A 25,200-nucleotide genomic window follows, 5' to 3' on the forward strand; every position below is an offset into this window, starting at 1 on the left:
TGACTACCTAATAGTATCCAAAAACGCGTATTTGGATGAACTTTGCAAAGTCTGCTTTCTCCGCAATGCTGACATTGGGGCATCGAGCAGCATCGTTCGCTATGGGCTCACAGCAGTCATTCGGCAATTTCAGATGAAAGACCGCTCTGCGAACTATCCGATCATTCAGTTTAAACGTGTTAAGGCAGAAGAATGGATCAAACCGTGAGATGGGCAATTTGCTCGCAGTCACAATGTGTGTTGCAAGAGCGATCCAGGCTGAACCAGTTCGGTTACACGTAACCATCGAACTGAAGCTTGTCACACGATCCGCAAATAGTGGCCTCAGCAAAGCAGCAGAGCTTAAGCGCCACTATCAATCCAAATATTACTCGACCGGTGACCAATTCGTGTCTGGATCATATGCAGTAATTTCAGCTGCAATACTGAGTGTTTCCGTGCCAAAATCTGCCTCGTAGACTATGCCGTTTTCGCCAACCAGAAAGGAATGGACACCAGTTTCTCCGTAGTCTGCCGGTATTGCCAGCAAGGCATGTCCTGCAACGAAGTGATCCCCGACGAAATAAGGGTAGGCACCCCCAGGAGCGTTAGGGCCCTGCTCTTGCAGGATTGTGTAATAATAGCCAAGAAACGGCTCGGCTTCATAGTCGGCCTGACCGTCACTCCACCCCGAAGCTGCAGCGCGGGCGAGCGCTGCACCGACAAAGCTGTCTTTACCAGGCCAGAATAGTCCGTTTTGCTCTTCGGGATCAGAAATGATCGTCTGAGCGAATTCCATAACGCCATTCCCGTTATGGTCCACAAGCCGGAAAGCTGCCTGCAGGTCAACATAGGCCTCAAGCAATTCGATCACTTCCAACTCATTCAAGCCTATTTCACGAGCTGAAAGTTCATCGATCCCAGCCTCCAGGTCAAAGCGCCAACCGTCATCTTTACGCAGAATTGGGATAGGAAAAGGCCAACCGTCTTCACCCAGAAGAAGTACAACGCCATCGTCCTCAGGCCGGAAACGATACCCCTCGGCATACATGCGCAGCACTTCCTGCCTTCTTTCTTGATCTTCCGCCGGATCACCCGTTCCAACCAGATCCTCGGCTTCAGGCCCGAAAATTTTGATCAGCTTGCTCTGATCATTAGCCTTCAACGCATCAACAAAAGCATCCAGTGCGGTTTGCGGCGTATCAAAGCTGGCTCCGTCAGAGAAGGCCGGGCTTGAAGTCCCGGCGAGCAACAAAATTGTAAATACTAATCTCCGCATCTTACCGTCTCCGCGTGCCTTTGGCGGCGTGTCCACGCTTGGACGCGCTTTGAGTTCTGCTACCGGACGCTTTTTTCTCCATCGCTTGCCCTTTGGATGCCCTAGGCTTGCCTTGTGTCGATGCGGCTTTCTTCGCCTGCGGCTTCTTAGAGGTTTGCGGTCGTTGTGCGACTGGCTTTTTCGTTGCATCTGGACGTTTGGTACGATCAATGGCCTGTTGCTTTGCGGCGGCCTTGTCCCGATTAGCGTTGCCCCGATTCGCTAAAGCCCCGCCTGCTACAGCCCCAGCACCGGCACCAACCACAGCTGCGGCCGCCCCGCGGTCCTGGCTAATATCTGCAGCACCAGATTCTCGGCTCAACTTTGCACGCAGTTCATCTGTGCGACCATCAGGACGGTTAACCGGCAAGTCGCCACGGCCACCTTCAGGTCTTTTATGGTCCGCTATTTTGTTCCGGGCCTCCTGTTGCCGGTCAGGATCGGGGTTCCATCCGATATCCGTTCGGTCACCTAAATCTATATCATTGCCGATATTGACGTTGCCATCGACGTCTATGTCGATGTTTGGATTTCTATAAATCGGACCACCGCCCCAACCACCGCAATTTCTGCACCCCCAGTAGTCGTACCAATCATCGTCGTCGTCAAAAATTTCGTCGATCAAGGCAACAGCACCAAAAGTCAGTAGTGCCGCGCCCACAACATCCCCGGTTGACGGGCCAGTATAAACTGTCTCGGGATTGTATTGTGGGACGTATACTGTTTCGGGTTCTGTCGGTGTAATTACTACTGTGTCGTCGTCAGACACTTCGACAGTTTGCTCGGGACCTGAAACAAGAGCGCCGCTGTCAATTGCCTGATCCCGCATGACCTGTACCGCATCCATCACATCATCGGACTGGGCCAACATGGCTGTGCCGACTGTCTCGGTCCAGTCGATATGGGTGGCCATCTGACCAACAACTTCAGGAAAAGCCGTCGCCAACACACTGACAGAAGGATCCCATCCCATTGCTTCGATTCCCGGCTCTAGTTCAACGGGGTCGCGGTCGGCGTTATCCAGCAAATACCGCTCAGCCTTAACAATTTCCAATGGCTGGGTGGCCGCGACAAATATCTGTATGAGCAACGTGTCGGGATAGAGAGCAACCGGGGCGACCAATGTCTGCAACTCAGCGTCAGTGAGCAGGCTGGACGAGGTCGCTGAGTTATCGTCTTTTGCCGCTACATCTTCGGACGACTCTTGCGCTAACGTGAAAGTAGATACGCAAATACCGAATGCAATTAATAGAAACCTAAACATATTGCGATCCTTCGATTTCTTGAAGGATCACCTAAGACTGCGATTCTGGCAACCGATCAGTCAAATAGACGGTTGAGGGATAATTTTAGCCCAGCCAAGTTTGAGCGCGTGTCCGCTTTGGGCTCAATGCTGCTGTTCAGCAGAAATCAGAGAATGTCTGCTTTGCGGATAAAGCGCCAATTCGTGAGAATTGCACCAAGTTCAACTTTGAGTACTTATCTCGTCCAAGCGGTCGATTATTTATTTGATGATAGGTGTTGTTTTGCGTCCAGAAAATTCGATGTCTCTCAGGACGTTTTCTTTGATTTACTAGTCGCCAAGAAGACGCCAAATCCAGCGACAACCATCCCAACCCAAGCAATCGGCGGCATAACTTCTCCGAGGACCAGCCAAGCAACAGCCGCCGCTCCCGGTGGGACTAGAAAAAAGAGCGCGGAAACTTTCGAAACCTCCCCGGCGCGGATCATGGCAAGCAACAGGCCAACGGCGATGAGTGAACTTGCAGTGATGAGATAGACCAGCGACGCAATAAGCTGCCAAGTCCAACTGATTTGCATGGTTTCAAAGGCGACCATGAATGGCGCAACCCCCAACAAGCCCGCTGTAAACCCGACCAAATTTGCAGTGACAGGATGGTGCGAAACTCCGAAGCGTTTCTCCCACAAGGTGCCGCCGGTAATCCCGATCAGGGCGAGTGCGGCGAAAAGAAAACCAAACAGTGGGGGTGAAGCTACCTCCGACCTTGCAGTAATGACAAGAACCGCCCCCGTCAAGCCAAGGGCCAATCCGGCCCATTGCCGCCAGTTCACACTTTCACCTGCCCAACGCGGCGCGATCAGGCTGGTCAAAATGGGCTGCATAGCGAGGATAAGGGCCAGTGTTCCAACCGACAAACCTGCGTCAAAGGACATGTAACACATGCCAAAATACATCGCCTGCAGCAGAAAACCAACGATGGCCAAGTGCATCCACTCTTTAGGTGATTTTGGCAGCGGTGGGCGCAGGATGGCAAACAGCCCGGCCATAATTACCACTACACAGGCAAAGCGCAGTGCAAGGAAAGTCATCGGCTCTATATAGCCGAGGCCGAACTTGGCACCGACATAGCCTGTTGACCACACCGCCACAAATATACCGGGTGCAAAAATAAGCCATGTGGGCCGGTCGGTGGTCAAGAAATATACCCTCGGCAAGTGTTGGTGTCGGACATCAGGAAATATTCACGTGAACTCCGAAACACACTGAGCATGGAAATAGTGAAAATGAAATGATTTAGCAGACATCTATCTTGCCATATCGCGTCACAAGACATTCTTCGCTACCTCAATTGTGGCAGTATGGAATTTTCGATCATTGGACCGTAGGAGTTGTTAATACCGTCGGGTTTACCGGTCAGCCCTTTAAGAACTTCGGGCGTGTGAGAAACTGGCCTAGGTGGTCGAAAAAGCATCGCTCAGGAAAGCAAACGCCTTCAAACTTACCCCAGGTGCCTCGGACTCACGTGGTCCGGCAACGTTGAGAACCGAAGGCTTGATTGATGCGACCCATTGCCGAACCCGCTCAGTTTCTAGACGGTTTTTATCTGCAAGCGCGATACTCAAAACCGGTTTTCCTACCTCAATTGCGACTTGATGAGTATAGTTCGTGCCGGGGCTTTCTGATCCATCTGTCAGAATAAGCGTCGCGTCGCTTGAACCGACGTTGAGCCGGGTTCTGACGTCTGGTTCTGGCGAAGGTGCTTCCGTTAGACCTGAGTATCGCTCTGGAATGCGGCCAGCTTCGTTGATGCGACCTTTGGGAACCCAGCCGCCGTAGCTCAAACCGCGTTGGATAGCGAACTCAAGTGCAGCCAAGTCTACGCCAGTTTGCCCACCCGATACGATTTTCACGGCAATCTTCCTGCTGGATCCGACTTCTCACCTTCGCCAGACCGAACAATTTGCGTTTCGTTCGAATTTAAGGGCTCCAGCAGTTCGAATGCGTCATCCGCGTTGCCATCCATCCATTGCTCATAGTCCTCCGGCTTGAGGATGGCGGGCATTCTCTGCGGGTGTATGGGCTTTACCAGTTCATTGGCCGTCGTGGTGATGACGGTGTAGGTTACAACCTCCTCGGGCCCTTCCTCGCCCTGGTACCGCGAGTTTTGCCACAAACCCGCAAATGCGAATGGCGGGCGGTCTTCATCGCCCTTCAGGGCGAACCAGTGGTAGGTGGCAGGGTTTCTTCCTTGAGCCTCACAGAACGAACTAGCCGGAACAAGGCAACGCCTCTCTTCAAAGCTCTGTTTCCACAAACCGTTTGATCGCACCTTGTCATCACGTGCGTTGTTCCAGGCACCCGGTTGAATAATTGCGCCGGTTTTCTTTGACTTCTTTGTCGTACGAAAGCCCCAGCTCAGCGGGACCAACTCACGCTTACCTTCGTCGCCTTTCCTGACCACAGGGGCTAAGTGCTTTGGGTAGATGGCTGGCAATGGTACCGCATTCCCCAGCCTGTCGCGTTCAACGGCCACGTCAAACAGCTGGCGCATCGCTGTGGCCGGGATGGTGTTGGAGTAGAGGTTGCACATGGCTCCAAAAGCTACGCACAAGACCTAAGTTGGACAAGGCTGCGCGACTTACCGTGTCGCAAAGCGACGTGATCTATCCCCTGACCCATGGTAGTGGCCCAATGAAAGGGCACACCATGACACCGGTACAAAAATTACAAAACCCGACAGTTGGTATTGCGTTCGTACTGATCGGTATATTGGCGATTTCTATCAATGATATGCTGATTAAATTCCTGTCTGGCGGTTACCCCTTGCACCAGATGGTGTTTGCAAGATCGTTGATCGGAATCGGATTTAGCTTTGCCCTAGTCCGGATGGAGGGCGGTTGGCGCATCCTGAAAACCGATCAGCCTGGACTTCACCTTCTGCGCGGTCTGCTGATTGTCGTAGCCAATCTGACCTTCTTTACAGCCCTCGCGGTAATGCCCCTGGCTGAAGCCACGGCTGTTTTCTTCGTAGCCCCTTTGATGATCACTTTGCTGAGTATTCCATTGCTTGGCGAAAAAGTTGGGCTGATGCGGATTGGCGCCGTGCTTGTGGGTTTCTTGGGCGTTGTGATCATGACCCGCCCCTGGGAGGCCGGTAGCGAGCGTGAAGTAAGTTTGTTGATGTATACCCTTCCGGTTCTTGCTGCGTTCACCTATGCCCTCAACAACGTGATGACTCGTTTCTTGGGCGCAAAGTCCAAGGCCTCAGCAATGGCTGTTTACATTCAGGCGTGCTTTATCGTTGTCAGTCTTTTGTTCTGGTCAGTGGCAGGGGATGGGCGCTTTGCGAGCGCGTTTGAAAACGAAAGCTTGATCTTCTTGCTGCGTGCCTGGGTTTGGCCCGAAGGGACTGACCGCTGGTTGTTTATTGGGCTCGGATTCAATTCTGCAATCATCGGGTATTGCCTCGGCCAGGCTTACCGCATGGCAGACGCGGCGACGGTGGCGCCATTTGAATACGTCGGTCTTCCTATGGCCGTTTTCTGGGGATGGGTCATTTGGGGAGAACTCCCAAACCTGCCTGTCGCCATTGGTATCGCACTGATCTTGGGGTCAGGACTGTTTGTATTTTTGCGTGAGCGTCAGAAAAAGAGGCACATTGTTACTGAAAAGAGAGTGCATCGTCGGTATTAGATGCCAAATCAATTCGGGCCAAAAGCCGCTCAACAATTTTCTGGGATATTGAAATTCAATCGCAGTTGAGAGCTGATGAATCGTACAGTTGATGGGAAGAGAATTCTGATGCGAAACACGTTCATTGTTGGTGCGTTATTTCTTGCCGCTTGTAGCAATCAACCCGCAGAGCCATTAACCCGGCTTTATCCCGGTGAGACCCCTGAGCTGCGAGTGATGATCAATGAAACTGCGGACGCAAACGGTGTGCCGCGGAGCCTTGTACACCGAGTGATCCAGCGAGAAAGTGATTACCGCCCCAGTGCCCGAAATGGCCCCTACTACGGGCTGATGCAGATTCTACCTGCCACAGCGCGCCAGATGGGATTTCGTGGACAGCCTTCCGACCTCTTGGACGCTCAGACCAATCTGACATACGCCGTGAAATACCTGCGCGGCGCCTGGATGGTTTCGGATGAAAATGAGCCCGAAGCGGTCATGTGGTATGCCCGCGGCTATTACTACGAAGCCCGTAACAGATGCATGCTTGTAGCCACGGGGCTTCGGGATACCGAGGTCCGAAAATACTGCGGCTGAGGTCCTTCCCATAGGAATTGCAGAAAGCTCCCGATACACCGCAAACAGCCTTTTTTATACAAAGTAGCTTGCACGTTGGAGCCCTGCTTTGCGCGCCCCGCAGAGTTCAGGAGATTGATATGTGTACCGAAAACTCAAGGAAATTCAAAGGGGTGCGTGACAATCGGCCGATCATTTTGTTCGTTGCCGGCTTCGGCGACAATGGAAGCATGTTTGACGGATTGACTGAGACACATCTTGCTTTCAGCCATCGTTTGTTGCCCATCAATCTTCCAGGATTTGGCGCTGCGCCTCTCGCTGAGGGAACAACACTCGAAGCCCTCGCGCAATACGTGTCAAATGAAGCAACAAAGCATGAGGCCGAAACTATCGTCGCCCATTCAGTTGCCTCGATCATAGCTTCCTTGGCCGCCCGCCGGGCAGACTGCCCTTTGACTAAAATCGTTTCTCTGGAAGGAAATATTACAGCCGCGGATGCCTATTTTTCCGGGACAGCGGCCGACTACGCTAGTCCGGCAGAGTTTCGCAAAGCGTTTCTAGGGCGGCTAGATGAAATGGCGAAGTCTGAACCGATCATAAGAAGATATAGCGACGAAGTCTCAAAAGCTGATCCTTTAGCGCTTTGGCAGCTCGGCATTGACGCCCGGAAGTTTTCATCAGATCACGTACCAGGTGAAGTTTTGCAACACGCAGCTAACGTTACATATTTGTACAATCCCGATAATTGTCCCGAAGACACTGTCCGTTGGCTAGAAGAAAACAAGATGAAACATTTCATCTTAGAAAACGCCACACATTGGCCGAGCGTTGACCAGCCTGAAGTACTCGCAGACAAAATCGCTGAGGCGCTTACAGAAATCTAGTGGAGTTGCAAATTAGAGTTTGATGAAAGTAGGGCCGCGAACCTCTGGGTTTGCAAAGTCTCGTTTCGAAGGTCTGCTATGGTCCTTCGGAGTGAAAATGCGGATGGCCGCACAGTCCGCATCCTGTGAATTCGCAGATGTCGAGAATTTGCATTTGCAGTGAATGTAAGCAAAGTGGACCGTGCCCGCGGAAATTCTATGCCGTGCTGAATGTCGGCCACGGGCCGTCCGCGGAGAACTTCAGTGTCCTCTTTTACCCCTGGCGGAACTTGCAGAAGCCCTCATTTTGCTCGACTGTTCTGACCCGCCGCGGGTCGTGTGCCAACCCAAGTTTGAAATCAAAGCTTATTCGGGCCGAAGTTTACCGCACTGACCTTATCTGTTTGTGTGTGCCGGTTCCCATCGGTGCAATGCTCCTTCGGGCGCTTTCAATCGCGCCCTTCGGTGAAAAGTTCCACAGCGGCACGGACACCGTCTGCGGTTGCAGTGGGTCGCGGTTCATAGCGCGCCTCGTCGCCAGTTTGGTATTTTCCGGTTCGGACCAGTATGGCCGCGCGCAAGCCCGCCTTCAAAGCGCCCGCGATATCGCTTTCGGCATCATCGCCAATCATTGTTACCTCAGCAGGCTCCAGCCCCATGCTTCGCGCGGCAGAGTGGAAAAACGCTGGCGATGGTTTTCCAAACAGAAGAGCATTCGTTCCACTCGAATACTCAATCGCCCGGACGAAAGCGCCGGCATCCAGACTCAATTCGCCGTCTGTATCGCGAAACACTCTGTTCGACGCCAATGCAAGAAAGGGAGCCCTGTCTTGGATCAGGCGAAAGGCTACGTTCAATCGTTCATACGTAAAATTGCGGCCGGCATCTCCAACCACTACCGCTTTGGGGCCAGATTTCGAGCACTTTGCAAAATCCTCTTCCAGATCTGGATGGATCAGAAGATGTGGCGCAAGACCGTTTTCCTCTAGCCAGGCACAAGCTGCCGCAGCGGGTGTCAGTATTTCTTCGGGATCTGCGTCTATTCCGAAGCCTTGTAGCTTATCCAGAATAACACGCTTCGGTCGTCGGGTTGAATTCGTTAGAAAGCGAACCGGACGCCCTGTGTCGCGAAAGGTTGAAACCGCCTCCGCAGCACCCGCCAGTGGCTTGTCACCCTGATACAGAACACCTGCGATATCAAAGAGAACGCCTTTGCTCACACCTTCCTCACAAACTACGAAAAACTCTTTCTTTCGGGTCAATTTGCCCAAGTTATGGTTCGCTCTTGACGCCCACTTAGCCATCACATAGGAAGGCGAAGCATTGAGCGGGTATAGCTTAATGGTAAAGCCCCTGCCTTCCAAGCAGGCTATGTCGGTTCGATTCCGTCTACCCGCTCCAACTCAGCCCTACATCTATGCGTCAAATGGCCCTGTCCTTTGGGCATTTTGCGCGCGGCTTCTTGACCCTGCCGGCCAGTATCGCCAAGAAACAGCAACTCAGCATTGAAGACACAGTGAAGACATAAGGGCCGCACATGGCGAGACAGACAGCCAGCACGACCACCGCATCCGCGCCGGGCGCTAGCGAAGAAAGAGCAGGCTCGAAAAAGCTGGGCGTCTTGGCGTCGCTCTGGCCGTTTATGAAGCCGTATCGCCTGTTGATGCTGGGGGCGACATTGGCGCTGGTCCTGACGGCTGGCATGACCCTGACATTGCCCCTGGCCGTGCGCCGCGTGGTGGACAACTTCCGCATTCAGGACGGAGAGCTGCTGGATTGGTATTTCCTGGCCGCGCTGGGCATTGCCGGTATTCTGGCCGTGGGCACAGGCATCCGCTACGCGCTTGTCACCAGGTTGGGAGAGCGTGTCGTCGCCGATATCCGCAAGGCCGTCTTTGACCGTGTGATTGGCATGAGCCCCGAGTTCTACGAACGCATCATGACCGGAGAGGTCCTCAGCCGGATCACCACCGACACGACGCTGATTCAATCGGTGATCGGGTCATCTGTCTCGATTGCCCTGCGCAACCTGCTGATGTTTGTCGGAGGGTTGGTGTTGATGCTGTTGACCTCGGCCAAGCTGACAGCGCTGGTTCTGCTGCTGATCCCCGTCGTTGTGGTGCCAATTCTGGTGTTGGGGCGCAGGCTGCGCGCCATCAGTCGCGAGAATCAGGACTGGATCGCGGCCTCATCGGGCAACGCGGGCGAAGCGCTGGGCGCGGTACAGACCGTGCAGGCCTTCACCCACGAACGCGCAAGCCGCCAGCAATTCGGCGATATGACTGAGACCTCGTATATCGTGTCGCTGCGGCGTATCCAGACGCGGGCCATTCTGACGGTCATCGTAATCTTTCTGGTCTTCTCAGGCATCGTTGGAGTGCTGTGGATGGGGGCCAACGACGTGCGCAACGGGGTAATGACCGAAGGGGTTCTGATCCAGTTCGTCATCTACTCGGTCATCATGGCAGGCTCTGTTGCTGCCCTGTCCGAGATCTGGAGCGAGCTTCAGCGTGCTGCAGGGGCCACTGAACGGTTGGTTGAGCTGTTGAATGCCGAAGACACGGTGATCGACCCGTCCCAAGCAAAACCGTTGCCGCAACCGGTGCGCGGAGAGATCAAGTTCGAAGAGGTCACCTTCCGCTATCCTGCGCGGCCCGATGTGGTGGCGCTGGACAAGCTCAGCCTGCAGGTTAGTCCCGGCGAGACGGTTGCCTTCGTTGGCCCCTCTGGCGCGGGCAAAACAACTGTTGTTCAACTGCTCCAGCGGTTCTACGACCCGAACTCGGGGCGCGTGATGCTGGATGGGATGGATCTGCAAAACCTGAACCGGGCAGATTTCCGCCAGCATATGGCGCTGGTCCCGCAGGATCCGGTTATTTTTGCCGCCTCGGCTCGTGATAATATCCGCTTTGGCCGTCTGGATGCCTCGGACGCGGAGGTCGAAGCCGCCGCGCACGCTGCTGCTGCGCACGACTTCATCGCGGCACTGCCCGAAGGCTATGACAGTTTCGTTGGCGAACGGGGAGTGATGCTGTCCGGCGGGCAGAAACAGCGGATCGCTATTGCACGCGCCATTTTGCGGGATGCGCCTGTTCTGTTGCTGGACGAGGCGACCTCGGCGCTGGATGCAGAAAGCGAAAGGGCTGTGCAGGGCGCGGTGGATCAGATGCGCGCCGGGCGCACGACCCTGATCGTGGCGCACCGGCTGGCTACTGTGAAAAAGGCAGACCGCATTGTCGTGCTGGAGGCCGGTCGCATTGTCGCCCAAGGCACGCATGACGATCTGGTGGCGCAAGATGGGCTTTACGCCCGTTTGGCCCGTCTTCAGTTCACTGACGGCGTCGCTGCGGAATAAAGTGACGCTCCGGCAATCGCCGTTTCGCCGTAGCGTCATTCTACATTTTCAACTTTTCCCTCGCTAAGCCCTTGCTTGCGCCGCCAAGGTTGTGATCCCATCTGAGGTAAGATCACTCCGCGTGTGGCGCGCGGGAGAATAAAACACGGGGAGGAGCCACATGGCCTTTGTTGGCAAGGAAGACAAAGCGCGTATTGAACAGGAAATGGCATGGGAGGACCGCGACCTGCCGGTGACGTTCCACCAGCTGCTATCGCGCACGGCAGAGAAATTTCCAAACCACAACGCGGTCAGTTTTCAGCTGTTTTCAGGTCCGAATGACAAGGCCGAGACGCTGACTTGGTCCAACCTTTTGGCGCAGGTCAATCAGGCGGCCAACCTGTTCCGATCGCTCGGGATCGGCGAAAACGACGTCGTGGCCTATATCCTGCCAAATTGTAACGAGACGCTAGTGACCCTGATGGGCGGAGCCGTCGCTGGCATCGTGAACCCGATCAACCCGCTGCTCGAGCCGGAGCAGATCGCTGCCATCCTGCGCGAGACGGGTGCCAAGGTTGTCGTCACGCTCAAGTCCTTCCCGAAAACGGATGTGGCGCAGAAGGTGGAAGAGGCTGTGCGCCATGCGCCCAAGGTCAACACCATTCTCGAGATTGACCTGAACCGCTATCTGACACCGCCGAAATCCTGGATTGTCCCGTTCCTGCGCCCAAAAATGGGCGACAAGGCAAAGCTCGCGCATGCGGACTATAAGAACTTCAATCAGGAATTGGCCAAACAGCCCACGACCCTGACCTTCGCTGACAGTACCGAGGACCGTGTGGCCTGTTACTTCCACACAGGCGGCACAACCGGCATGCCGAAGGTGGCGCAGCACAAATATTCGGGCCTGATCTACAATGGCTGGCTGGGCAATACGCTGTTGTTCGACGAAAACGACGTCATCATGTGCCCGCTGCCTATGTTCCACGTCTTTGCCGTGCATGTGATCTGGATGGCGGCCGTGTCCTCGGGCGCGCATGTGATCTTCCCGACACCTCAGGGTTATCGCGGCGATGGCGTGTTCGACAATTTCTGGAAGCTGATCGAACGTTGGAAGGTCAGTTTCATCATCACCGTGCCCACCGCGATCTCGGCCAAGATGCAACGACCCGTGGATGCTGATATTTCCTCGGTGAAAACGGCGTTCTCCGGCTCGGCCCCGCTGCCGGTGGAACTGTTCCGGCGGTTCGAAGAGGCAACGGGCGTGACCATCGTCGAAGGTTATGGCCTGACCGAGGCCACCTGCCTTGTCTCGTGCAACCCCGTGGACGGTGAGAAAAAGATCGGCTCGATCGGGATTCCCTTCCCCTACACCGATGTCAAAATCCTGCAGGACGGCCCGGACGGCCCCAAGGAATGCGCGGTGGATGAGATCGGCGAAATCTGCGTATCAAACCCAGGTGTCTTTGCAGGTAATACCTACACCGAGATCGACAAGAACGAGAACCTTTACCACCACGACAAGTATCTGCGCACAGGCGATCTGGGTCGCTTTGACGAAGACGGGTACCTCTGGATCACCGGGCGTGCGAAAGACCTGATAATTCGTGGCGGACACAATATTGACCCTGCCGAAATCGAAGAGGCTCTGTTGGGGCACGAAGCCGTGGCCTTCGCAGGTGCCATCGGTCAGCCCGACGCCCATTCCGGTGAGGTGCCTTGCGCATTCGTAGAACTGGTCGATGGGGCCTCGGTCACCGAAGAGGCGTTGATGGAGTTCTGTAAGGTCCATGTTCATGAGCGCGCGGCTCAGCCCAAGCACATGACAATCCTGACCGAATTGCCCAAGACCGCGGTTGGTAAGGTGTTCAAACCCGATCTGCGCAAGCACGCGATCACCCGGATATACAATGGCGCGCTTGAGCAAGCTGGCGTTGACGCCCGTGTCGTCTCGGTCATCGACGACAAGAAGCGTGGCCTTGTCGCGCAGCTTGACGCGAACGGCACATCCGAGGACGATGTCAGCAAAGTGCTGGGCGCGTATACCCGGCCGTGGGAGTGGGCAGCCTAACCGGGAGGGAACATGGATTATGAACGTCTGATTGATGAGGAAACTTGGGCGTTCATAAGACGCACGGCTGAAAGCTATCCTGACGATGCGGTGGATCTTTCGATTGAAGACCAGCGCAAGGTTTATGACGCGATGTGTCAGGACTTTCGCCAGCCGCGACCCGAAGGGGTGAAAGTGCAGGACCTGTCTGCCAATGGCGTGCCGGTCCGCCTTTATACCGCAGGGCAACCGACACGAACCGTCGTCTATTTCCATGGCGGCGGTTTCGTCGTTGGGGGGCTGGATAGCCACGATGATGTCTGCGCGGAGATTTGCGCACAGACCGGATATCGGATTGTCGCAGTCGACTATCGCCTGTGCCCCGAAAACGTGCATCCGGCCCAGTTTCAGGATTGTTGGACTGCCGTAAACTGGGCAGCGGAAGAGTTTGGCGACCCGATGATCCTGGCTGGTGACAGTGCAGGGGGCAATCTGGCTGCATCTGTCGCTCACTACGCGCGGGGACGGCTAGAGAACATTTTGGGGCAGGTCCTGATCTACCCCGGGCTGGGCGGCGATACGTCCAAAGGCTCGTATATCGAACACGCGCATGCCCCGTTGCTGACGCTTGAGGATATTAAGTTCTACGAAACCGTCAGATGCGGAGGGCCAGCCCCGAGCGGTGATCCAAGTTTTGCCCCGCTTCAGGATACCGACTTCTCGAGCTTGCCACCGACTGTTGCTATCACTGCGGATTGTGACCCTCTCAGGGATGATGGATCAGACTATTGTGCCGCGATCCAATCTGCCGGAGGGCGCGCCGAGTGGATCAACGAACCGGGCCTTGTCCACGGCTATTTGCGCGCCCGAACCTCGGTCAAGCGCGCCGCGGATAGTTTTGAACGGATTTCCATCGCCATTGAGGCGCTGGGGCAGGGGATCTGGTCCTACGACTAACCGATCTGGGTTCCGGATTAGAACAAGAATGCCCTGCCCAAGTTCAGGACATTACTGTCGCCGTATGTAGCAGCGAAGTGCTTTGATCAGCTCAGGAAGGGCTTGGCCTTCATCGTGTCCGCAAGCGGCGCGCCCATAAGGGTCAGGATGGTAGGGGCAAGCTGTAGCTGGTCGACCACGGAATCGGCCTCTGGGCCCTCTGCTTCGCCGAAATAATACAGTGCGGTTTCCTGTTGCAACGGGCTCCGCCCGCCGTGGTGGCCGCGTTCGTCCTGCCCGTGATCTGCGGTGACGATGACCTCATAGCCCAGCTTGCGCCAGTTCGGAATGAAGGGGGCCAGCATCTCATCCATCACGAAGCACGCATGATCCATTTCCTCACAATCGTGGAAGAAGCGATGACCCATGCTGTCCAAGGTGCAGGTGTGCAGGATGCCATAGTCCAACCCATGGCGCAGGCACAGGTTCGTCAGAGTGGCAAACAGATCGACGTCACAGGGCGTCATCTGGTTGGCCTTGCCATAGCCGGTCATGCTGTGGAACCGCCCGTGATTGATGGTCTTACTGTCCGGCTCGTCATATTCTACATCGCGCACATAGTCGAACGGATGACGGTTGAAGAATTGCGACCAATAGCTGTGGGTGACGGCTCCGGTAACGCCTCCGGCCTGGCGGACCTGGCTGAACACGTCCTTGTGGCTTAGGCGGAAGACATTGCCGTTGCCGGTGCAACCATGCTCCTGCGGGGTCACACCGGTGTGGATCGAGGCATAGCAACTGGCCGAAGTCGATGGCAGGACCGAGCGGAGCTTCCACACACGGGCCTCACCACTATCGACCCAACCTTCGAGATTGCCGAACAACCGGCGGAAGTTGCGCCACGGGACGCCGTCCAGAATGATGAGGAGGAGTTTGCGGTCCATGTTCTGACCCTTTTCGAGAGTGTTTCCGGCGACCCTAAAAGATTCGTTGCACTTGGGCTGCCTATTCCCGCCCCGAATAGCAAAATCCCGACACCTGTTTGTGACAAGTGCCGGGATTTCATAGCGTTGGTTGGGGCAGGGGTCAGTTCCCGGCCGCCTCCATCTTGCGGTTGGCAACGACTTTTTCCAGCCAGCCAAGTTCCATCTCGGGGACCGAGCTGAGCAGCAGGTCAGTATAGTCGTCGAATGGCGGACTAAGCACCTGAGACTTCGAGCCATAGCGCGCGACGCGACCCTGATACATCACAGCGATGCTGTCGCTGATCGCTCGGACCGTCGCCAGATCATGGGTGATGAACAGATAGGCTACATCCTCGATCTTCTGCAGGTCCAGCAGCAGCTTCAGGATGCCGTCAGCTACGAGCGGATCAAGGGCCGAAGTGACCTCATCACAGATGATCATCTTAGGCTTGGCCGCCAGTGACCGCGCGATACAGACACGCTGTTTCTGTCCGCCGGATAGTTCCGCCGGATAGCGATCGATGAACTTTTCGCCCAGTTCGATCTCATCCAGCAGCTCGACAACGCGTTTGCGTTTCTCGGCTCCGCGCATGTTGAAGTAGAACTCCAACGGGCGGCCGATGATCGTGCCGACTGTCTGACGCGGGTTCATCGCCGTGTCCGCCATCTGATAGATCATCTGCAGCTCACGCAGGTCTTCGCGCGTGCGGCCCTTCAGATCCGAACTCAGTTTGCGCCCGTTGAAGGTGATCTCACCCTCACGTGCGGGCAGCAGGCCGGTGATCACACGTGCCAAAGTGGACTTACCCGAGCCGGATTCGCCCACAACCGCCAAAGTCTGCCCCGGATGAAGCTCAACATTGACGTTGTGCAGAACATCGAAGTTCAGACCCTTGTAGCGTGCGGTAATACCGTCGACCTGAAGAACCGGCTCAGAGGTCGGCTTTTTCTCTTCGTGTTCGATAGACCGGACCGAGACCAGGGCCTTGGTATAGTCTTCCTGAGGTTTGTTGATGATCTGATCGGTATTGCCGTACTCGACGGTGTCGCCCATCCGCAGAACCATGATGTCGTCGCTGACCTGCGCCACAACCGCGAGGTCGTGGGTGATGTAGAGCGCGGCGACGCCGGTATCTGCAATGGCTTCTTTGATCGCCATCAGAACGTCGATCTGTGTGGTTACATCCAAGGCTGTGGTGGGTTCGTCGAACACCACCAGATCGGGCTCAGGGCACAAGGCCAGCGCGGTCATGCAGCGTTGCAACTGACCACCGGAAACCTGGTGCGGGTAGCGACTGCCGATATTGTCCGGATCTGGCAGACCCAGCTTGGCGAAGAGTTCACGCGCACGGGCCTCGGCCTGTTTGCGGGTGAATTTCTTCTGCTCGACCGCCGCTTCGACGACCTGATCCATGATCCTTTTGGCAGGGTTGAACGACGCTGCAGCGGATTGGGACACATAGGTGACCTCACCCCCGCGCAGCTTGCGGATATCCCCATGAGAAGTCTTGAGGATGTCGCGCCCGTTTACCCAGACCTCGCCGCCGGTGATCTTTACGCCACCCCGGCCATAGGCCATCGAGGCAAGACCGATGGTGGATTTACCGGCGCCGGATTCACCGATCAGCCCCAGCACCTTGCCGCGTTCGAGGTCAAAGCTGACCCCATGCACGATTTCGATGTCATGGGGCTTTTCGCCCGGAGGATAGACGGTCGCGCCGATTTTGAGGTCGCGGACCTTGAGAAGAATATCGTCGCTCATCCCCGGCCTCCTTTCAGCGATGTGGTGCGGTTTAGAACCCAGTCAGCAACAAGGTTGACCGAGATGGCCAGCGTCGCGATAGCCACGGCGGGCCACAGGGCAGCACCGATGCCATAGACGATACCGTCTTTGTTTTCCTTCACAATGCCGCCCCAGTCCGCCAGCGGCGGCTGCACGCCTAGGCCCAGGAAGGACAGCGTCGAGATAAACAGAACCATGAAGATGAACCGCAGACCAAACTCGGCCACCAGCGGTGACAGAGCGTTGGGCAGGATTTCCCGAAAGATAACCCATGCGCGCCCTTCGCCGCGCAGTTTTGCGGCTTCGACGTAATCCATCACGTTGATGTCCACCGCGACCGAGCGCGACAGTCGGTAGGGACGGGTTGCGTCCAGCAGGCCCATCACAAGGATCAGGATCGGAACGGTCACCGGAACGATTGCCAGAATAACCAGCGCGAGGATCAGGGTCGGGATCGACATGATCAGGTCAACGGTCCGGCTGAGTGCCTGATCCGCCCATCCGCCCAGAACAGCGGCCAGCAAACCCAGAGACGTACCGGTCAGAAAGCTGAGCAACGTGGCTGCGGCGGCGATGAAGATCGTCGTGCGCCCGCCGTAGATCATGCGGGTCAGTAGGTCCCGCCCGATATTGTCCGTGCCCAGCAGATGTTCGGCGCTGGCAGGCTCCCACACATCACCGACAACTTCTGCCATTCCGTAAGGCGCAATCAGGGGGGCCGCGATGGCCACAAAGAAATAGGCGCCAGTGAACAAGAGGCCAATCAGTGCCGAAAGAGGAATGTTCTTTATCATTTCGGATGCCTCAGTCTTGGGTTGGCAAGGATCGACACGATATCGGCAACCATGTTCAGGCCGATATAGACGGCCGCAAATACGACGCCACAGGCCAACACGACGGGCACGTCACGTTTGGTCACCGCATCCACCAGATACTGCCCCATGCCGGGATAGACGAATACAACCTCGACCACGACAACGCCGACAACCAGATAGGCCAGGTTCAGCATCACAACGTTCACGATCGGAGAAATCGCGTTGGGGAAGGCATGGCGTGCAATGACCTGAAACGTGCTCAAGCCCTTAAGTTCGGCGGTTTCGATATAGGCCGATTGCATGAGGTTCAGAATAGCCGCGCGGGTCATGCGCATCATTTGCGCCAGAACCACCAGCGTCAGAACGAAAGCCGGCAGGGCAATTGCATTTAGCTTCTGTCCGAAGGTCATTGAATCGTTGATCATCGCCAAGGATGAGAACCAGCCCAGTTTGACCGAGATAAAGTAGATCACAACGTAGCCGATCAAAAACTCGGGGATTGAAACTGTCGTCAGCGTGATCGCCGAGATCAGCTTGTCGGGCCAGCGATTGCGGAACCGAACTGCCAGAAGGCCAAGGAAGATCGCAAGCGGAACGGACACGATTGCAGCGACGCAAGCAAGGAACAGCGTATTGCCCAGGCGTTTTCCGATGCTCTCGGAGATATCAAGCTTATTGGTGAGGGATTGCCCCAGGTCGCCTTGCGCGATGCCACCCAACCATTCGAAATAGCGGGTTAGGGCAGGGCGGTTAAGGCCCATCTCTTCTCGTAGGTTGGCAAGGGCCTCAGGGGTTGCGGACTGCCCCAGGACGGCTTGCGCGGCGTCTCCAGGAAGGGCTTCGGTCAGGCCAAAAATTAGAGCCGAAGCGCCGAGCAGCAATAGGATTCCCAGCGCAAGGCGCTGGGAAACCAGTTTGATGATAGGATGCATTATCCGTTGCCCGAGTTACACGAACCACATCTTGCGCGAGATGTTGCCGTTCATCATCTCTTGCGTCGGATCAGATTCCCAACCGTCCAGCTGGTTGCTGATGCCTTCGACAAAGTCGTTGAACATCGGGCAAATCAGGCCGCCTTCGTTGCGGACCATCTGGCCCATCTGGCTGTAGATACCCTTGCGTTTCTCGGGATCCAGTTCGGCGCGCGCTGCGAACAGCATGTCGTCAAAGGCCTGAACCTTGAAGCGGGTGTCGTTCCAGTCTGCGCTCGACAGATACGCGGTCGAGTACATCTGGTCCTGGACTGGACGACCACCCCAGTAAGAGGCACAGAACGGCTGAACGTTCCAAACTTCCGACCAGTAGCCATCATTGGGTTCGCGTTTGATTTCCAGCGGGATACCTGCCTGAGCAGCGGTTTGCTGGAACAGCGCCGCCGCATCCACAGCACCGGGGAAGGCGCCATCTGCAACGCGCAGAATGATCGGCGATCCATCGTGACCGGATTTCTTGTAGTGCTCGGCTGCCTTTTCAACGCTGAACTCACGCTGTTCGATGGTCTCATCGAACAGGGGGTAGGCCGCGTTGATCGGCATGTCGTTCCCGATCGAGCCATAGCCACGCAGAACTTTGTCCACCAGATCCGCGCGGTTGATGGCGTATTTCAGCGCCGTGCGCAGTTCGTTGTTGTCGAACGGAGCCGTGTCACAATGCATGATGAACACATAGTGGCCACGACCGGCGGTCGAATGAACAGTCAGGTTGGGTGCGCGGCCCAGCAGGTCGGCAACTTTGGGCTCAACGCGGTTCACGGCGTGAACCTGACCCGATTGCAGCGCGGCTGTCCGGGCGGTTGCGTCGTTGATGACAACCACTTCGACGCTGTCAAAGTTGCCGAAATCGCTGTTCCAGTGGTTTTCGTTCTTGGTGAACAGGTGACGGACGCCGGGCTCATCAACTTCCAGCTTGTAGGGACCTGTGCCGATACCGGCTGCCGGGTTCTCCATACCGCCATCCGGCTGAATGATCAGGTGATAATCGGCCATCAGATAGGGCAGGTCGGCGTTGGGCTCGGACAGGGTGACCTGGAAGTTGTCGCCATCGGCCTTCATCGACTCGATGCCCTTCATGATGCCCAATGCACCGGACTTGGAGTCTTCGTTCGAGTGGCGCTGCATCGTTTTCAGCACGTCTTCGCTGGTCATGGTCTTGCCGTTGTGGAACTCGACCCCCTGACGCAGCTTGAAGGTCCAGACCTTGGCATCCGCACTGCCTTCGACGCTTTCGGCAAGGCGTGGCTCGATCGTGCCGTCGGGTGCAACTTCGACAAGTTGGTCGCCAAACTGTTTGCCGTTCTGGAACGGGACCGAGCTTGCATAGGTCGCCGGGTCCAGCGAGTTGGTCGATTCGCCGCCCTGCAGGCCGAATTTCAGATCGCCACCCTTTTTCGGGCCGGCTGCACGGGCCGCGTCGGCAAACATCGTGCTGGCCATGGCTGCCGAAACGCCAAGAGCGGCGGCTTTGCCCATGAACTCGCGACGGGTCAGTTTGCCTGCCGTCACCTGTTTGGACATGTGAGTGAGTTGTTCGTTCATACAGAAGCTCCCAGTTGGTTGTGTTCGCCCGTTTTCGGGCTTTTTATTGACGCGTGAGTCAACGTTGACGCATTTCAGCGGGTCGGGCAAGTGGAATTCCGTGTCGCAAATGTGCCTTGCCTGACAATACCGTGTTTATCAAAGCCGTCATAGCGCCGTGTCTTTGCGTTCTCCGCTATGCCGAAAATGATCTATTGGTTGCCTAGGTCGGTATCGGGAAAATACGTCATTCTAATCCCGAATTGCGACAATCAGGTCCATGACATTGGTTCCTGTCGGCCCGGTCACCAGCAAAGCGCCTGCGTTTTCCAGGAAGGCCCCACTATCGGCGGCAGCCAGCGCCTCGTCCGCGCCTTTGGCCCAAGTGGCGCCAGAAACAACCCCGCCTGCTGCGTTGGTTGGGCCATCCGTTCCGTCGGTTCCTCCGACCACGACCGTGATATCTTCAAGGCCGGAAATCTCGTGCGCCAGTGCCAGTGCCAAAGCCTGATTGCGCCCACCCTGTCCGGGGTTTGGGGGCAGCACAACAGTCGGCTCGCCGCCGAAAACCATGACGCCTGATCCCATCTGCCGCAGCTTCTCACCGATTGCGGTGGCGACGGCCTGATAGTCGTCATGCAGGGCCTCTTCATTGGCCAACACCGACAGACCCGCATCCTCGGCCGCTTCAGCGGCTGCCGCACGGGCATGGGCGTTCGAGGCAATGATCTGCGCTTCGGCCTCGTAAGAAACCTGTTCAGGCAGCGCACCGATGCCCGAGCCGATAACGTTCAGGTCATCCCCCGGCACGTCCGAGATCGCTAGAACCGTGACCTGTCGGCCTTTGAGCCGGGACAGCAATCCTCCGCCTTTGACCTGCGAAATCTTGCGTCGTTCCGCATTCATCGCCCCGATATCAAGTCCCTCGGACAGCAGCTTTTTGTTCAACGCCTCCAGATCCTCAAGCGTTTTGCCACCTATCAAGTCTTCGGCCAGCGAGGACGCGCCGCCCGACACCAACAGCAGCAAATGCGCCTCGGGCGGCATTGCCTCGACCGCGAGGCGCAGTGCCCTGCCGCCTGCAAGGCTGCGGCTGTCCGGGACTGGATGTGAGGCCTCGATCACCTCGACGCCCTCCGGCAGGTCGCGCCCATGATCGTCCTTGGTGACCACCAGCGTTGGGATGTCTCCGAAATGATCCAATGCCGCTCGGGCCATCGCCGCCGCGGGTTTGCCAACTGCCAGAATCCGATCCGGTTTTGCAACATCGGAGAGTGCTTTGCGGGTTGCCGTGTATCCGTCTACCGCCGCGACTCCGGCTTGCCAGAGTGCGATTGCCTGTTCAGCGCGGGTCATCAATTCTCCATCCAGATTGTCACTGGCCCATCATTGACCAGCTCAACGGCCATGTCGGCCCCAAATTGCCCTGTCTCAACCGCGATTCCGCACGCGGCGAGGTTCTTGGCAAAGGTTTCATAAAGGTGTTTTCCGATATCCGGCGCAGCGGCCTGCGAAAATCCGGGCCGGTTACCGCTGGCCGTATCCGCAGCAAGGGTAAACTGACTGACAACCAAGGCCGCGCCGCCAATGTCCACAACAGACCGGTTCATTTTACCTGCGTCATCCTTGAAGATTCGCAGCTTGGAGATTTTCGCAGCAAGTTTCGAGGCATTCTCTTCGCTGTCGCCCTGCATCGCGCATACGAGAATCATCAGGCCCGGTCCCGATTGACCGACAACAGCGCCATCCACCGAGACTGACGCTCTAGAGATCCGTTGTAAGACTGCGCGCATCGCTCTCCCCAAATCGCATGCGTTCAGCAGTCGGTTTAGCCGCCGGAGGCCCACTTGTCATCCAGCGTCTTGCGCGTAGTCGGGAAAACGTCTGCCTGTGTGATTTTGCTGGGCTCACCCCTGCGACGTCGCCATCACGTACCCCACGCCTGCCGCCACCAGCAGGCCGAGGACCACTGCAATGGTTATCTTGATCGCAGACCACGGTCGTTCCCCCTGCACCCGGCCAGTGCGCCCGTTGACCACAAACCGATAGGTTTGCCCGCGATACTTATAGGCAGCCATCCAGATGGGCAGCAGGATATGCTTGAACGTCACATCGCGTACATCCGTGTCCACCGCGTGAATACGCTGCCGGTCGCCACCGATGTCAAAGCGCACGTCACGTTCGATCACGCGCGCCATATGTGCCCGCGCCTCGGAATACCCATCGGGCAACTCGACCGAATACGCCTCGGCCCGGAACCCCGCGAGGTATTGCGGCTGGTAGGGTTCGAGCGCCGGCAGATCCCAGGGCTCCAGCGCGTCGGTGTATTGCTTGGGCAGAGAGCGTGACGCCAACACCAGAACGTCATCAAAGAACCGAGCGACACGACCGGATTTCGGGCTCCAGCGCACTTTGGCCACCTGTTGTTGCACCCGCTTCCCGTCGCGCATGACGGTGCGCGTTTCGTAGTAGACGGTGCCGCGTTCGCCGCGATAACTGGATTTGGTGTCCGCGTCGAAGGTCCAGTAGGGCACATAGATGCCCTGCATTTTTCGCCCCTTGCGAGCATAGTCCTTCAGCCCGTTCGGCGCGAACCAAAGCCGACCCAGCCAATCCCCCATCGCCTTATGGGCGGACCGTTCATCCAGCGCAAAAGGCAGGACGCCTTTGGGTTTGATATGCCTGTTGACGCCTGTATCCGTCACCACAGGAGTGGCACAGAACGGACATTCCGCTGCGTGGGTATTCGGGTCGAACTCGACCTGAGCGGCACAGTTCGGGCAAGACAGAACCCGCGTTTCCTCAATCTCGCTTTCCGGCAGACGGTCCGCGATGGCGGAGTCAAAATCCAGCTCGCGCAGGCTTGCGCCGCCCCATGGGCCTGAGCCAATGGGTTCGGAGTGGCCGCAATGGTCACAGGTCAATGTGCCATCGCCGGGATTGAACCGGTAATCCGCACCACATTGGTCGCAGGGAAAGCGATGTTCTTCAGTCATCCGTCCGCCTGCTACCACTTAGGCACCCGGCGGGGGCGGAGGCAGGATCGTGAATAGCTGCGCCAATTCCTGCACCTCACCCGCTTTTTTCCAGCCGTCCTGACCTGCAGTCCAAACATGTGTCTCACGTGTCAGTTCCCCGTCCGAAGCCATACGCCCCATCTTGGCCTTCGAGAACGGCCCGCTGGTCTGTCCGTCCACCGCGATATGCCATACATGCTCAACGGGCGGAGGAGGCGGCGGGGCCGCATGCGCGGATGTTTGCGGGGCAGCGGGGGCGGGCGCTCCCCACGGGCCGCTCGGCTGGCCCGCTGCCATGTTCGCCATCTGATTGGCCATGGCCATGCCCATCCCCATGCCAAGACCCGCGCCCATGCCGCCGCCCTGACCGGGATTGTTGGCCGCCGCCGTCATCGCCTCTGCCGCCGAATACTGGGTGAACTTGCCGAGATCGCCTGCCAGCCCCATCGAGGTCCGCTTGTCCAGCGCCGCTTCGACCGCAGGCGGTAGAGAGATGTTCTCGATATAGAACTCAGGCATCTCCAGCCCATAGCCGTCCAGTACCGGAGACACCTCGGCCGCGATCAGCTTGCCCAGATCGGCGGTGTTCGCGGCCATGTCCAGAACCGGGATGCCAGACCCGGCAATCACACGGCTGAATTCCTGCACGATGATATTGCGGACCTGAAAGCTGATCTCGTCCATGGTGAATTCACCATCGGTCCCGACGATCTCGACCAGAAATTTGGCTGGGTCCTTAACGCGCACTGTGTAAGTGCCATAGGCGCGGATACGAGTAGGGCCAAACTCGGGGTCGCGCAACATGATGGGGTTCTTAGTCCCCCATTTCAGATCGTTGAAACGCGTCGTGTTGACGAAGTAGATCTCGGACTTGAACGGAGACTGAAAGCCGTGATCCCAATGCTGCAAAGTCGTCAGGATCGGCATGTTGTTGGTCTCAAGCATATAGAGGCCCGGGGTGAACACATCTGCCAACTGCCCTTCATGAACAAACACGGCGGCCTGTCCTTCGCGTACCGTCAGCTTGGCGCCGTATTTTATCTCGTGCCCTTCGCGTTCGAACCGCCAGACCATCGTGTCGCGGGTGTCGTCTACCCAGTGGATGACGTCGATAAATTCGCCGGTCAGAAAATCGAATATTCCCATTTGGGTTCTCCTGTCCTTGGGGTCAGAGCGGCTGCCCCATTAATTCACGTGCAATGATCCGTACCACGGGGCGGGCCTGATCAACCGTCACTCCGGGCGAAAGACGCGGGTCATAGAGCATTGTCAGTAGTTTCTCATCATGACTTGTCAGCAAAGCAAACTCATCATCATCGTTGAAGATCGAAGGCCGCGCGGCGGGGCTGTCATTGGACAGGCCCAGCCCTTGCGCAATCTCTTCGTGAATACAGCTGCGCCGCACCAGATCGGGCAGTTCCGACCGGATCAGCGTCACAGCACGCACGTATTTGTTTGGATCGTTGCGGGTGGCCGAAGCAAACACAAAACAGTCGAAACTCGCACGCGGGTTGGCGACTAAATCCAAAGAGGCTTGACTGATGTTGGGCACCAGTTCCTTGAGACGCGTGACAACATAGGCGCTGTCATCTTTGCCAGCAAAGAACACGTGGAAATTGGCCTTGCGACTAACGGTCGAGATCGGGTGGCCGGTCAGTTTGGCCAGCCGTGCGGCATAGGACTGCACCTGATCCGCGTCACTGGAGCGAGTCGCGGGCAGGACCGAGGGTCCGAACTCGGTCTGGATGCGAACTGGTCCTGACCAGCGGCTGAGTTGCCCATCCGTTTGCCGCGACCCGAGCGAGACAGTGTGATCAGGATATTCGCTATAGAAGGCGATGGCCTCAAAGTTCCGGCTCAGGTCGTCGGCATCATAAGGGGTGTCTGGTCCGCCGCCATCGGTACGCAGCAGGCCGCGAGTCAGCAGGTCCCGCTCGATCCGCTGATAGAACCGCGCGAGGTCCTGACTGGCCGCAGATGGCGGCACATAGGCGTTCGCCACAGTCGGCGGAGCCGAAGGCCGCACCTGAGGAACGACCGAAGAGGTCAGCGCCTCTTCGCACCCCGCAAGCGCCAGCAGGCTCAGAACACCAACGCCCGTTTTGAGACAGGTTAGTGGCCGCACGCCCAGCCCAC

Annotated in this window: 22 protein-coding genes and 1 tRNA gene; 7 read left to right on the plus strand and 16 right to left on the minus strand. The window is 56.8% G+C overall.

The features are described from left to right. Positions 1–367 precede the first annotated feature (367 nt). The 5 genes from ACR0C3_RS12310 to ACR0C3_RS12330 form a co-directional block, all read right to left on the minus strand. Positions 368–1,258, minus strand: a complete 891-nt coding sequence (locus ACR0C3_RS12310) for a DUF2950 family protein (RefSeq protein WP_480758693.1) — start codon at positions 1,256–1,258, stop codon at positions 368–370. A 1-nt stretch (position 1,259) separates the two neighbouring features. Then, positions 1,260–2,561 carry a DUF3300 domain-containing protein gene (locus tag ACR0C3_RS12315; RefSeq protein ID WP_480758694.1) on the minus strand — a complete coding sequence of 434 codons (1,302 nt, stop codon included), beginning with the start codon at positions 2,559–2,561 and terminating at the stop codon, positions 1,260–1,262. Positions 2,562–2,848: 287 nt separating this feature from the next. Beyond that, complete coding sequence (locus tag ACR0C3_RS12320) at positions 2,849–3,736, minus strand: DMT family transporter (protein WP_480758695.1); 888 nt, start codon at positions 3,734–3,736, stop codon at positions 2,849–2,851. A 255-nt stretch (positions 3,737–3,991) separates the two neighbouring features. Further along, on the minus strand, positions 3,992–4,450 hold the full coding sequence (locus tag ACR0C3_RS12325; RefSeq protein ID WP_480758696.1) for a putative molybdenum carrier protein: 459 nt from the start codon (positions 4,448–4,450) through the stop codon (positions 3,992–3,994). Then, entirely contained in the window at positions 4,447–5,130 is a 684-nt protein-coding gene (locus ACR0C3_RS12330; protein ID WP_480758698.1) for an SOS response-associated peptidase, read from the minus strand. Before ACR0C3_RS12330 ends, ACR0C3_RS12325 begins: the two co-directional genes overlap by 4 nt. Before the next feature lie 116 nt (positions 5,131–5,246). Here ACR0C3_RS12330 and ACR0C3_RS12335 point away from each other — a divergent pair, with 116 nt between their 5' ends. From ACR0C3_RS12335 to ACR0C3_RS12345, 3 genes are all read left to right on the plus strand, one after another. Continuing rightward, a complete protein-coding gene (locus ACR0C3_RS12335; RefSeq protein ID WP_480758781.1) occupies positions 5,247–6,233 on the plus strand; it encodes a DMT family transporter in 987 nt (328 codons plus the stop codon). Positions 6,234–6,341: 108 nt separating this feature from the next. Beyond that, positions 6,342–6,809, plus strand: a complete 468-nt coding sequence (locus tag ACR0C3_RS12340) for a transglycosylase SLT domain-containing protein (RefSeq protein WP_480758700.1) — start codon at positions 6,342–6,344, stop codon at positions 6,807–6,809. Between the two features lie 119 nt (positions 6,810–6,928). Then, a complete protein-coding gene (locus tag ACR0C3_RS12345) occupies positions 6,929–7,672 on the plus strand; it encodes an alpha/beta fold hydrolase (RefSeq protein ID WP_480758701.1) in 744 nt (247 codons plus the stop codon). A 428-nt stretch (positions 7,673–8,100) separates the two neighbouring features. Here the strand turns inward: ACR0C3_RS12345 and ACR0C3_RS12350 are convergent, their stop codons facing one another. Continuing rightward, on the minus strand, positions 8,101–8,871 hold the full coding sequence (locus ACR0C3_RS12350) for a TIGR01458 family HAD-type hydrolase (RefSeq protein ID WP_480758702.1): 771 nt from the start codon (positions 8,869–8,871) through the stop codon (positions 8,101–8,103). A 107-nt stretch (positions 8,872–8,978) separates the two neighbouring features. Between ACR0C3_RS12350 and ACR0C3_RS12355 the strand changes: the two genes are divergently transcribed. From ACR0C3_RS12355 to ACR0C3_RS12370, 4 genes are all read left to right on the plus strand, one after another. Continuing rightward, positions 8,979–9,052, plus strand: a tRNA-Gly gene (locus ACR0C3_RS12355). Between the two features lie 136 nt (positions 9,053–9,188). Next, positions 9,189–11,006, plus strand: coding sequence for an ABC transporter transmembrane domain-containing protein (locus ACR0C3_RS12360; protein ID WP_480758703.1), 1,818 nt, complete (start codon positions 9,189–9,191; stop codon positions 11,004–11,006). A 160-nt stretch (positions 11,007–11,166) separates the two neighbouring features. Continuing rightward, positions 11,167–13,056 (plus strand): acyl-CoA synthetase, encoded by a 1,890-nt coding sequence (locus ACR0C3_RS12365; protein WP_480758705.1) that lies wholly within the window; start codon positions 11,167–11,169, stop codon positions 13,054–13,056. 12 nt (positions 13,057–13,068) lie between these two features. Beyond that, positions 13,069–13,992: an alpha/beta hydrolase gene (locus tag ACR0C3_RS12370; RefSeq protein WP_480758707.1), complete on the plus strand. Its 924-nt coding sequence runs from the start codon at positions 13,069–13,071 to the stop codon at positions 13,990–13,992. 86 nt (positions 13,993–14,078) lie between these two features. On the opposite strand, the gene ACR0C3_RS12375 is transcribed toward ACR0C3_RS12370, so the two are convergent. The 10 genes from ACR0C3_RS12375 to ACR0C3_RS12420 form a co-directional block, all read right to left on the minus strand. Beyond that, on the minus strand, positions 14,079–14,915 hold the full coding sequence (locus ACR0C3_RS12375; protein ID WP_480758709.1) for an alkaline phosphatase family protein: 837 nt from the start codon (positions 14,913–14,915) through the stop codon (positions 14,079–14,081). Between the two features lie 142 nt (positions 14,916–15,057). Beyond that, positions 15,058–16,698, minus strand: coding sequence for an ABC transporter ATP-binding protein (locus ACR0C3_RS12380; protein WP_480758711.1), 1,641 nt, complete (start codon positions 16,696–16,698; stop codon positions 15,058–15,060). Further along, positions 16,695–17,510: an ABC transporter permease gene (locus tag ACR0C3_RS12385; RefSeq protein ID WP_170375341.1), complete on the minus strand. Its 816-nt coding sequence runs from the start codon at positions 17,508–17,510 to the stop codon at positions 16,695–16,697. Before ACR0C3_RS12385 ends, ACR0C3_RS12380 begins: the two co-directional genes overlap by 4 nt. Next, the gene (locus tag ACR0C3_RS12390; protein ID WP_170643095.1) at positions 17,510–18,466 is read right to left on the minus strand and encodes an ABC transporter permease; all 957 of its coding nucleotides are present in this window, start codon (positions 18,464–18,466) and stop codon (positions 17,510–17,512) included. Before ACR0C3_RS12390 ends, ACR0C3_RS12385 begins: the two co-directional genes overlap by 1 nt. A gap of 15 nt (positions 18,467–18,481) precedes the next feature. Further along, the gene (locus ACR0C3_RS12395; protein WP_170468167.1) at positions 18,482–20,068 is read right to left on the minus strand and encodes an ABC transporter substrate-binding protein; all 1,587 of its coding nucleotides are present in this window, start codon (positions 20,066–20,068) and stop codon (positions 18,482–18,484) included. A gap of 231 nt (positions 20,069–20,299) precedes the next feature. After that, entirely contained in the window at positions 20,300–21,403 is a 1,104-nt protein-coding gene (locus ACR0C3_RS12400; RefSeq protein ID WP_480758713.1) for a DUF4147 domain-containing protein, read from the minus strand. Then, the gene (dtd, locus tag ACR0C3_RS12405) at positions 21,403–21,840 is read right to left on the minus strand and encodes a D-aminoacyl-tRNA deacylase (protein ID WP_480758714.1); all 438 of its coding nucleotides are present in this window, start codon (positions 21,838–21,840) and stop codon (positions 21,403–21,405) included. The genes ACR0C3_RS12400 and dtd overlap by 1 nt, the downstream gene beginning before the upstream one ends. Before the next feature lie 114 nt (positions 21,841–21,954). Continuing rightward, positions 21,955–23,043 (minus strand): TFIIB-type zinc finger domain-containing protein, encoded by a 1,089-nt coding sequence (locus tag ACR0C3_RS12410; RefSeq protein WP_480758716.1) that lies wholly within the window; start codon positions 23,041–23,043, stop codon positions 21,955–21,957. Between the two features lie 18 nt (positions 23,044–23,061). Beyond that, entirely contained in the window at positions 23,062–24,210 is a 1,149-nt protein-coding gene (locus ACR0C3_RS12415; protein ID WP_480758717.1) for an SPFH domain-containing protein, read from the minus strand. Between the two features lie 22 nt (positions 24,211–24,232). Continuing rightward, on the minus strand, positions 24,233–25,189 hold the full coding sequence (locus ACR0C3_RS12420) for a DUF2927 domain-containing protein (RefSeq protein WP_480758718.1): 957 nt from the start codon (positions 25,187–25,189) through the stop codon (positions 24,233–24,235). Between the last annotated feature and the right edge of the window lie 11 nt (positions 25,190–25,200).

Source organism: Ruegeria sp. CK3 (genome assembly GCF_056536565.1).